Annotated in this window: 9 protein-coding genes; 3 read left to right on the forward strand and 6 right to left on the reverse strand. The window is 72.5% G+C overall.

Features of this window, described 5'->3' with window-relative positions:
• Window positions 1-463: 463 nt before the first annotated feature.
• Window positions 464-913 (forward strand): PTS sugar transporter subunit IIA, encoded by a 450-nt coding sequence (locus tag GTW67_RS03915; RefSeq protein WP_161163384.1) that lies wholly within the window; start codon window positions 464-466, stop codon window positions 911-913.
• A 77-nt stretch (window positions 914-990) separates the two neighbouring features.
• Window positions 991-2,661: a phosphoenolpyruvate--protein phosphotransferase gene (ptsP, locus tag GTW67_RS03920; RefSeq protein WP_161163385.1), complete on the forward strand. Its 1,671-nt coding sequence runs from the start codon at window positions 991-993 to the stop codon at window positions 2,659-2,661.
• A 67-nt stretch (window positions 2,662-2,728) separates the two neighbouring features.
• On the opposite strand, the gene GTW67_RS03925 is transcribed toward ptsP, so the two are convergent.
• Window positions 2,729-3,619, reverse strand: coding sequence for a DUF8829 domain-containing protein (locus tag GTW67_RS03925; protein WP_161163386.1), 891 nt, complete (start codon window positions 3,617-3,619; stop codon window positions 2,729-2,731).
• 111 nt (window positions 3,620-3,730) lie between these two features.
• Entirely contained in the window at window positions 3,731-5,698 is a 1,968-nt protein-coding gene (locus GTW67_RS03930; protein WP_161163387.1) for an acetoacetate--CoA ligase, read from the reverse strand.
• A 213-nt stretch (window positions 5,699-5,911) separates the two neighbouring features.
• Here GTW67_RS03930 and GTW67_RS03935 point away from each other — a divergent pair, with 213 nt between their 5' ends.
• Window positions 5,912-8,281, forward strand: coding sequence for a glycoside hydrolase family 31 protein (locus tag GTW67_RS03935; protein WP_161163388.1), 2,370 nt, complete (start codon window positions 5,912-5,914; stop codon window positions 8,279-8,281).
• Here the strand turns inward: GTW67_RS03935 and GTW67_RS03940 are convergent.
• The 4 genes from GTW67_RS03940 to GTW67_RS03955 form a co-directional block, all read right to left on the reverse strand.
• Window positions 8,272-8,808, reverse strand: coding sequence for an NUDIX domain-containing protein (locus GTW67_RS03940; protein WP_161163389.1), 537 nt, complete (start codon window positions 8,806-8,808; stop codon window positions 8,272-8,274). The two genes, GTW67_RS03935 and GTW67_RS03940, sit on opposite strands and share 10 nt — an antisense overlap.
• A gap of 419 nt (window positions 8,809-9,227) precedes the next feature.
• Window positions 9,228-9,833 (reverse strand): GTP-binding protein, encoded by a 606-nt coding sequence (locus tag GTW67_RS03945; protein WP_161163390.1) that lies wholly within the window; start codon window positions 9,831-9,833, stop codon window positions 9,228-9,230.
• A 57-nt stretch (window positions 9,834-9,890) separates the two neighbouring features.
• A complete protein-coding gene (locus tag GTW67_RS03950; protein ID WP_161163391.1) occupies window positions 9,891-10,286 on the reverse strand; it encodes a DUF742 domain-containing protein in 396 nt (131 codons plus the stop codon).
• A gap of 10 nt (window positions 10,287-10,296) precedes the next feature.
• The coding region (locus GTW67_RS03955) for a roadblock/LC7 domain-containing protein (protein WP_524539742.1) at window positions 10,297-10,465 on the reverse strand (169 nt) is incomplete at its 5' end.

Genomic DNA, 10,465 nt, shown 5'->3' on the forward strand with positions numbered 1-10,465 from the left:
GTTCACAGCGTCCTCGCTGTTGTGTATTTCAAAGGAACCTCGACCATCACACTGTGATGGACGGGGTATCAACATATCTGGCGTTGACTTTTGGCACGCTGTTGAGTTCTCAAGGAACGGACGCTTCCTTTGTACTCACCCTCTCGGGCTTTCCTCTGGGCGCTTCCCTTCGGTGTTTCCAACACTATCAGGCTTTTCCGGCCCCTCTGACCACCGTCCTGCGGGCACGCAGAAGGCGATCCGAAGATAGGATCTGAAGAGTTGGGTGCCTGCCCGGCGAGCACGCCAGCGTGGCGTCGCTCAACCTCAAGCAGGAGTCACGACTGTACACGGGTCCGCGGAACGGGTGCAAATCACTGGCGAGTGTGGTCTAGACCTCTATTCGGAATACTCGTGCGGAACCGGTACTTCCTATGACATACAGTGACGGCTCGTACAGATCTCCATCACTGGGAGGCTTCCCATGACCACCGTCTCGTCCCCTCTTGCAGGACGCGCCATCGGACTGGCCGCCGTGCCTGATCCGGTCTTCTCCGGGGCCATGGTCGGCCCGGGCACCGCCATCGACCCCGTTCGGGAGCCGTCCGAGGCCGTCTCTCCCGTGGACGGGGTCATCGTCTCCCTGCACCCGCACGCGTTCGTCGTGGTCGACGACAGTGGTCACGGGGTGCTGACGCATCTCGGCATCGACACCGTGCAGCTGAACGGCGAGGGCTTCGAGCTGCTGGTGAACAAGGGTGACACCGTCGTGCGCGGCCAGGCCGTGGTGCGCTGGGACCCGGCGGCCGTCGAGGCCGCGGGCAAGTCGCCGGTCTGTCCGATCGTCGCCCTGGAGGCGACGGCCGAGGCGCTCGTCGATCTCCGTGAGGACGGCGAAGTGAAGGCGGGCGAGAGCCTCTTCCTCTGGAAGTGACGGCGACGCCGTCTTCGGACGGCCGGCAGGACAACCACCGCGGCGGCGGGACCCGCCGCATTATCGGGACGGGTGAGATGGAGACAACGCTGCGAGGCGTCGGTGTGAGCCACGGTGTGGCGATCGGCGAGGTTCGGCACATGGGGACGGCGGTGCTCGAACCGCCTGCCAAGCAGATCCCGGCGGAGGACGCGGAGCGCGAGCAGGGGCGCGCCCGCAAGGCCGTCGAGGCCGTGGCGGCCGACCTGATGGCGCGCGGCAACCTGGCGGGCGGCGAGGCCCAGGCGGTGCTCGAGGCGCAGGCCATGATGGCCCAGGACCCCGAGCTGATGGCGGACGTGGAGCGGCGGATCGCCGTCGGCAGCACGGCCGAGCGCGCTGTGTACGACGCCTTCGCGGCGTACCGCGCCCTGCTGGCCGGTGCCGGTGAGTACCTGGCCGGCCGGGTCGCGGACCTCGACGACGTGCGGAACCGTATCGTCGCGCGTCTGCTCGGGGTGCCGATGCCGGGTGTGCCGGACAGTGACGAGCCGTATGTGCTGATCGCGCGTGACCTGGCGCCGGCCGACACGGCGCTGCTCGACCCGACGCTGGTGCTCGGTTTCGTCACCGAGGAGGGCGGGCCGACCAGCCACAGCGCGATCCTGGCGCGGGCGCTGGGCGTGCCGGCCGTGGTGGCGCTGCCGGGGGCCGGTGAGCTTCCCGAGGGCACGGTGATCGCGGTGGACGGCAGCACCGGCGAGATCTTCGTGAACCCGAGCGCGGAGAAGAAGGCGCGGATGGAGGCGGAGGCCGCCGAGCGCAAGGCCGCGCTGGCCGCCTCGACCGGTCCCGGCGCGACGTCCGACGGTCACAAGGTGCCGCTGCTGGCCAATGTCGGTGGTCCCGCCGATGTGCCGGCCGCCGTGGAGGCCGGTGCGGAGGGCGTCGGTCTGTTCCGTACCGAGTTCCTCTTCCTCGATGACAGCAAGAACGCGCCGTCCGAGGAGAAGCAGGTCACCGCCTACCGGCAGGTGCTGGAGGCGTTCCCGGAGGGCCGGGTCGTCGTGCGGGTGCTGGACGCGGGTGCGGACAAGCCGCTGGACTTCCTGACCCCGGCCGACGAGCCGAACCCTGCGCTGGGCGTGCGGGGTCTGCGGACGCTGCTCGACCACCCGGAGGTGCTGCGTACGCAGCTGACGGCGCTGGCGAAGGCGGCGGAGGGGCTGCCGGTCTACCTGGAGGTCATGGCTCCGATGGTGGCGGACCGTGCGGACGCCAAGGCGTTCGCGGACGCGTGCCGTGAGGCCGGGCTGCGGGCGAAGTTCGGTGCGATGGTGGAGATCCCGTCGGCCGCGCTGCGGGCGCGCTCGATCCTTCAGGAGGTCGAGTTCCTGTCGCTGGGGACGAACGACCTCGCTCAGTACACGTTCGCCGCCGACCGTCAGGTGGGCGCGGTGTCGCGGCTCCAGGATCCGTGGCAGCCCGCGCTGCTCGACCTGGTCGCGCTGGCCGCCGAGGCGGCGAAGGCCGAGGGCAAGAGCTGCGGTGTCTGCGGTGAGGCCGCGGCGGATCCGCTGCTCGCGTGTGTGCTGACCGGTCTGGGCGTCACCTCTCTCTCCATGGGTGCGGCGTCGCTCCCCTATGTACGGGCGACGCTGGCGAAGTTCACGCTGGCGCAGTGCGAGCGGGCCGCGGCGGCCGCCCGTGCGGCGGACAGTGCCGAGGAGGCGCGGAACGCGGCGCAGGCGGTGCTGTCCGGCGAGTAGAGGCCGGTGAGCCGTTGCCGTGACTGTGTGAGGGGCGCTCCACCTTCGGGTGGGGCGCCCCTCGCGTTCAGTGGTGGTGTCCCGGTGCCGCGGTGTCGTCTCCGAGGTCGGGCGGTGCGCAGTAGTCGACGTTGGACTCCGGGGCGATGAGGTCGCCGGACTCGACGTCGGTGCAGTAGGCGTCGAAGACCTCGGCGGCGGTGAGCGGGGCGAGGCCGTATCCGCGCAGGCGCCAGCCGTAGATGTGGTCGGGGCTGCCGGGGGTGCTGGTCCGCATGACGAGGCCGCCGGGGGTGTGGGTGGCGAGGCCGAGGGCCAGGACGGCGGTGAACTCCAGGGCGTCGGCCTCGTCCAGCCGCACGCCGCCGTCGGTGTCGTCGTCGGCGTGGAGGGCGGAGGTGAGGGCTTCCGGTGTGGTCGAGACGCTGCACACCAGGTGCCGGTGGCCGGCCGGGGCTGTCTCCACGATGCGGGTCAGGAGGCGGGAGGCGCGGGCGAACGCGGCGCGGCCGAGGTCCTCGCCGCAGGTGGCGCAGGTGCCGAGGCGGGCCAGCAGGGTGGACGCGTACTCCCAGGTGGCCTGGCGTACGGCTTCGTCGACGAGGGTGGGGACGAGGTCGGCGAGGGGCTGTCCGTCGTAGGGGACGGTGGGGCCGTGGGCGGCGAGTTCGGCGGTGAAGCGGGTGCGGGTGGCGGGGAGGTCGGGGTCGAGGCCGGACTTCGCGCAGAACTCGGCGTAGTCCTCGGGGTCGAAGAGGGCGATCGTGGTGTGGGTGCCCTGGGAGGCCCGGGTCCTGAGGAGGGCTTCGACCTGCCGGAGGTAGGCGGTGTGGTCGTCGAAGGTGAAGCTGCGGTAGCGCCGCATGGCGCGGAAGTCGTGCTCGTCGGTGAGCAGTCCGATGGTGCCGGCGATTTCGCGGCGCAGGACGCGTCGGATCGTCTGGTCGGTGTGCGCCATGTCTTTCCCCCTGTGCGCGGTCGATCAATGCTCACTCACCGTAACCGGGGGCACTGACAAAGGGGGCGGGCCGGCCGCCCTGCGTGGGCGGCCGGCTCATGGTGGGCCTGGTCAGGCGCGTTTGCGGGCGAGGTCCTCGTAGAAGTGGAGCAGGTCGAGGTTGTCGATGGAGCCGGGGTTCACTGCCTTCTCCAGCGGGGTGCCCTGGAGGAGGCGCTTGACGGGGACCTCGATGCGTTTGCCGGTGAGGGTGTGCGGGACGCCCGGGACCTCGATGATCTCGTCGGGGACGTGGCGGGGTGAGAGCTGTTCGCGGATGGTCTGCTTGATCCGCGTCCGCAGGGTGTCGTCGAGGGTCGCGCCGGGGACGAGGTGCACGAAGAGGGGCATCCAGTAGCCGCCGTCGGGCTGTTCGACGCCGATGACGAGGGTCTCCCGGATCTCGGGGAGGCGTTCGACGGCCTCGTAGATGTCGGCGGAGCCCATGCGGACGCCCTGCCGGTTGAGGGTGGAGTCGGAGCGGCCGTGGATGACGACGGAGCCGCGTGAGGTGAGGGTGATCCAGTCGCCGTGGCGCCAGACGCCGGGGTAGGTGTCGAAGTAGCTGTCGTGGTAGCGGCTGCCGTCGGGGTCGTTCCAGAAGCGGACCGGCATCGAGGGCATGGGGTTGGTGACGACCAGCTCGCCGACCTCGTCGGTGAGGGGTTCGCCGTTCGGGTCCCAGGACTGGAGGTCGGTGCCGAGGCCGGGGGCCTGGAGTTCGCCGATGTACACGGGGAGGGTGGGGACGGCGCCGGCGAAGCAGGAGCACACGTCGGTGCCGCCGCTGACGGAGGCGATCCACAGGTCCTCGCGCACCTCGTCGTGCAGCCAGCGGAAGCCGTCGGGCGGGAGCGGGGAGCCGGTGGTGGCGACGCACTGGACGCGGGAGAGGTCGAGGTCGCGGCCCGGGTGGACGTCGGCCTTGCGGCAGGCCATGACGTAGGCGGCGGAGGTGCCGAAGAGGGTGGCGCCGGTGCGTTCGGCGATGCGCCACTGGGCGTCGGTGGCGGGGAAGCCGGGGCTGCCGTCGTAGAGGACGATCGTGGTGCCGGTGAGCAGGCCGGAGACGAGGAAGTTCCACATCATCCAGCCGGTCGAGGTGTACCAGAAGAAGCGGTCCTCGGGGCCGAGGTCGCAGTGCAGGCCGAGCTGTTTGAGGTGCTCGACGAGGATGCCGCCCTGGGACTGGACGATGGCCTTGGGCAGGCCGGTGGTGCCGGAGGAGTAGAGCACCCACAGGGGGTGGTCGAAGGGGACCTGCTCGAAGACGGGTTCCGTGTCCGCGGCCGTGAGGGTGTCCCAGGCGAGGGCGCCCTCGGGTGTGTCGGTGCCGAGGAGCGGGATGTGGACCACGGCGCGCAGGGTGGGCAGTTCGCGGCGGAGTTCGGCGACGGTGTCGCGGCGGTCGTGTTCCTTGCCGCCGTAGCGGTAGCCGTCGACGGTGAACAGGACGACGGGTTCGACCTGCTGGAAGCGGTCCAGGACGCTGCGGGCGCCGAAGTCGGGGGCGCAGGAGGTCCAGACGGCGCCGACGGCGGCGGTGGCCAGGAGGGCGGTGACGGCCTGGGGGATGTTCGGCAGGTAGCCGCTGACGCGGTCGCCGGGGCGGACGCCGAGGGCGCGGAGTTCGGCGGCGAGGGAGCCGACCTGGCGGCGCAGTTCGGACCAGGTGAGGGGGCTGGTCTCGTGGGTCTCGTCGACGTACAGGAGGGCCGGTTCGTCCGGGCGGGTGGCCGCGGCGCGCAGGGCGTGCTCGGCGTAGTTCAGGGTGGCGCCGGGGAACCACTGGGCGCCGGGCATCGAGCGGTCGCCCAGTACGCGCGCGTAGGGGGTGGAGAAGTGGACGTCGAACCATTCGGTGACGGCTTTCCAGAAGGTCTCCGGCTCGTCGACGGACCAGCGGTGCAGGGCGGCGTAACCGCCCTCGGCGGGGGCGCCGTGGTGTTCGGCGGCCCAGCTCTGGAACCTGGTGATCCGTGCCTGGGCGATGCGCTGCGGATCTGGCTGCCAGAGCGGCTGGGGGTTCGTGGTCGACATGGGGCGGCTCCCGGACTGTGCGCGTCGTGTGCGTCCTCCGCGCACGGGCTGGGGTGTGCGCGTGACGCGGCTGACACGGACGATGCCATGTGATCGACTTCCGCACCAGGGTGCGCCCCACATAGTCGGTGTCGTGAAGATGTGGTCCTGTCACGGGTGAACGGCAGTTGAACGCGGCCCGTGCGGAGGCCGGTCGGTGGCAGGGTGAGCAGCATGGACGGTCGTGACCTGGTGCGTTCGATGAAGGTGTTCGGTTCCGCGGGGCCGGCGCACGGGGTGCGTACCGTACGGGCGGCGTGGCGCAGGTGGCGTGCGGACGCGGTGGGGCCGGCGCCGCGCGGGGCGGAGCGGGCGCGGGTGCCGGGGGCGATGCGGGAGGTGGAGCCGGGGCCCGGGGGCGGTGTGATCCGGTTCGGCCGTTCGGAGCTGCGGATCCTCGTGGCCGTGAACGGGGCGGTGTTCTGGGGCTGGGACGGGGCGGGGCCGGAGCCGTCGTACGCGTTGGCGGGCCGGGCTCCGGAGCCGGATCCGCGGGCGGTGCTGGAGCCGGACAAGGACGGTGGCCGGCGGGTGGTGGCCGAGCGCGTGACGGTGGCCGTGTCGCGGCACGGTGCGGTGGAGGTGCGGACTCCGGGGGGTGTGGTGCTGCGCCGTGAGCTGCCTCCCCGGTGGTGGGAGCCGGTGGGCGGTGGTCCCGCGCGCTGGACGCAGCGGTCGGAGGTGGCGGCGGACGCCCGGTTCTTCGGGCTGGGCGGGCGGGCCTCGGGGCCGCGGCTGCGCGACGGCGCGTACCGGCTGTGGAACGCGGCGCCCGGTGCGGCGGGGGACGCCCCGGCGTCGGTGACGATGCCGGTGCAGCTGGTGGTGGCCGACGCGGGGACGCACCTGGTGTTCCACGACAGCACGTGGGACGGCTCGGTGACCCTGCGGGAGGGCGAGGAGGGCGCGGGGTCGGGGCACGACCGGCCGGGCCGCAGCGTGCTGCGGATGGACGGGGGGCCGCTGCGCTGCTGGGCCATGGTGGGCACCCCCGCGCGCGTGCTGCTCGCCTGGGCCTCCCTGACCGGTGTTGCGGCGGTGCCGCCCGCGTGGGCGCTCGGTCATCAGCACGGGCGGCGCGGGTTCGGTGACGAGCAGGAGCTGCGGCGGGTGGTCGCCGGCTACCAGGAGCGTGGTCTGCCGGTCGACGCCGTGCATCTGGACGCCGGCCACCTCAATGCCGGCCGGGTGTTCACGGTCGACGAGGAGCGGTTCCCGAAGCTGCCGGTTCTCGCCGAGGAGCTGCGGCGGGACGGGATCCGGCTGGTGTCGGTCGTCGATCCCGGGGTGCCGGCCGTGGCCGGGCATGCCGCGTACGACAGCGGGGTGGACGCGGACGTGTTCGTGCGGGATCCGGCCGGGCGGGTCGTGCGGGGTGTGGGCCGGTCCGGGGAAGTGGTGTTCCCGGACTTCACGGACGCGCGCGTGCGGGCATGGTGGGGCGGGCTCTGTGCGGAGCGGCTGGAACGGGGCTTCGCGGGGCTGCGGCACGACCGGGACGCGCCGGTGTCGTCCGCCGTGTTCGGGGAGCCGACGCTGCCCCGTTCGGCGCGGCACCGGCTGGAGGGGCGCGGTGGTGACCATCGGGAGGCGCACAACGTGTACGCGCTGTGCATGGCCGGGGCGGAGTACGAGGGGTTGCGGGAGCTGGTGCCCGAGGAGCGGCCGTTCGTGCTGTCGCGCTCGGGGTGGGCCGGCATGCAGCGGTACGGCGGTGCCTGGACCGGGCAGGTGGCGTCCGGCTGGCCGGGGCTGCGGGCGTCGCTGGCGGTGGTGATGGGGCTCGGGCTGTGCGGGGTGCCGTACTCGGGGCCGGACGGGGGCGGGTCCGGGGGGAGTCCGTCGCCGGAGCTGTATCTGCGGTGGTTGGGCCTGGCCGCGTATCTGCCGCTGTTCCGTACGTACGGGGGTGCGCGGGAAAGGTACCTGGAGCCGTGGGAGTTCGGTGCGGAGGTGCTGGAGCACGCGCGCGTGGCGTTGGCGGAGCGGCGGCGGCTGCTGCCGTACTTCGTGACGCTGGCGCAGCTGGCCCGGCGTACGGGTGCGCCGTATGTGCGGCCGCTGTGGTGGTCGGCGCCGGAGGATCGGGCGTTGCGGGACTGCGAGGACGCGTTTCTGCTGGGCGACTGTCTGCTGGTGGCGCCGGTGCTGGACCCCGGGGCGGACGGGCGGGCGGTGCGGCTGCCGCGGGGGCGCTGGTACGACACGGTGACGGAGCGGGCGTACGAGGGGCCGGGGCAGGTGTTCGTGGAGGCGCCGCCGGGCCGGATTCCGGTGTTCGCGCGTGCGGGGGCGGTGGTGCCGGTGCGCGGGGAGGACGGCGGGGTGGAGCTGGAGGTGTGGGCGCCCGCCCGGGGCCGGGCCGGGGGCGGGCTGGTGGTGCCGGACGCGGGTGACGGCTGGGAGGAGGCGGAGGTGGAGCGGTACGCCGTGCGCTGGGAGGGCCGGCGGGTGGTCGTGGAGCGGGAAGGCGTGGACGGCGCGCGGGTGCCGTCCTTGCCTGTGCGCGTCCGGGGCCTGGCCGAGCGGTCGGCTCAGATGTAGCGGCCCTCGAAGAAGGCCCGCGCGGCCCGGGTGTGGAGGGGGAAGGCGAGCTCTTCGGCGCGGCGCAGGAGGTGCCATCCCTCGGTCTCGTCGGTGGCCGCGGACGGCGGGAGGTGCTCGGCGGGCCGCTCCGGGAGGAGTCCGAAGAGCAGCAGGTGGCCGTCGGGCGAGCTCATGGCGTCGGCGAGCCGTACGTCGCGGCTCGCCGCGTCGATGCCCGTCTCCTCCTGGAGTTCGCGGACGACGGCCCGCCGCCAGTCCTCCCGGTCGTCGATGAAGCCGCCGGGCAGGGCGACGCCCCCGCGCGCGGGCGCCACGGTCCTGGTGATGACGACCAGGGCGGTGCCCTTGGTGTCGTACACGGGCTGGAGGGCGACCGCTACCGGCAGCGGGTTGCGGTAGGCCCTGGTGCCGCACGCCGGGCAGGTGCGGGGCCAGCCGGAGACGCCGTCTCCGTAGGGCGTTCCGCAGCGCGAACAGTGGGAGTCCGGCGCGGAGTTGGGAACGGAGGTTTCGGTTTCGGACACGCGGCGGACTGTATCCGATCACGGAAGGGGCGGCTCCGGCGGGCGGCTCACGCGTACCGCGGTGGAGAGTCGTGCCAATACCGGTGCGCGCCGGGCGGGTCCCTGTGCCTCAAGGCCCACTCCCTCATGGGCGGTTCGACTGCGACGGCACGCCCGTGGCCCCTGCCCCCGGCGGACGACGCCACGGGAGTCGCACGCCGCACCACCCTGCTTTCGGGGACCAGGACCCGGTACGTCACGAAGGCACACCTCGGGCGGGCGGTGCTGGAGGCGACGAGCTGGCAGACGCGCGAGGTCGTGGACGCCGTGTACCAGGGCTCCGGGGTGCCCATCAGAAGAGCTTCGGCTGGATGCAGGAGGACGAGGAGGACGGTGATGGGTAGGAGGGCAGGGGCGGGAAGCGGTGTGCGGGTGCGGGGTCAGGTGGCGACGGGGCGGCGGCGGTCCGCCGCCTGGGCCATCGCGTGCTGGACGACGCCCACGAGGACCTCCTTGACCGACTCCCGGTCCCGGGCGTCGCACAGCACCAGCGGTACGTCGGCGTCGAGGTCGAGGGCCTGGCGGACGGTCTCGGCCGGGTAGCGGGCCGAGCCCTCGAAGCAGTTGACGCCGACGACGAAGGGGATGGAGCGCCGCTCGAAGTAGTCGACCGCGGCGAAGCAGTCCTCCAGGCGGCGCGTGTCGGCGAGGACCACGGCACCGAGGGCGCCCTCGGACAGCTCGTCCCACATGAACCAGAACCGCTCCTGGCCGGGCGTGCCGAACAGGTAGAGCACCAGGTCCTCGCGCAGCGTGATCCGGCCGAAGTCCATCGCCACGGTGGTGGTGTGCTTGCCCTCCACACCGCTGACGTCGTCGACGGGGCGGCCGGCCTCCGTGAGCAGTTCCTCGGTGCGCAGCGGTCTGATCTCGCTGACCGCGCCGACGAGGGTGGTCTTGCCCACGCCGAAGCCGCCGGCCACGAGGATCTTGAGCGTGACGGGCTCGACCGGCGGCTTGCCGCGCTGAGAACGCCCGAAGATCATCGATCTCTTCTCCTTACCGTGCCCGCGGGGAAGCCGAGGCGCCCCCGCGGGTCCGTTTCACAGTGCGCGCAGGCCGTTGATCACGTCGCGCAGGATGTTCTCGTCCGGGAGTTCGGCCGGGGGCACCGGCCGGTTCACGTGCACGAGCTCGGCGTCGACCAGGTCCCCGACCAGGACGCGTACGACGCCGACGGGTAGGTCGAGTTCGGCGGCGAGTTCGGCGACCGACTGCGGGGTCCGCCGGCACAGTCCGACGATGTCCACGTGCTCCGGGGCGAGCGTGACGTCCGCCTCCGGGTCGTCCGCGTGAGGTTCCGGGACCACCACCGCGATGAGGTCGAGGCGGTGCTGGGCCGTGCTGCTGGTGCGGCCGCGCGTCATGGCGTACGGACGGACGACGGGGCCGGCCTCGTCGTCGAACCAGTGGTTTGTTCCCTGACCGTCTGCGCTCATGTCATCCCACTTACCCGCCCGAGGACAGATCGGTGCGCGGAGCGGTGCCCAGATGCACGCCGACCCGCTTCACGAGGAGGGTCATCTCGTAGGCGACCTGGCCGACGTCGGAGTCCGCGTCCGAGAGGACGGCGAGGCAGCTGCCGTCGCCCGCGGCCGTGACGAACAGGAAGGCGTCA

It is taken from the genome of Streptomyces sp. SID5910 (assembly GCF_009862125.1).
GTDB lineage: Bacteria > Actinomycetota > Actinomycetes > Streptomycetales > Streptomycetaceae > Streptomyces.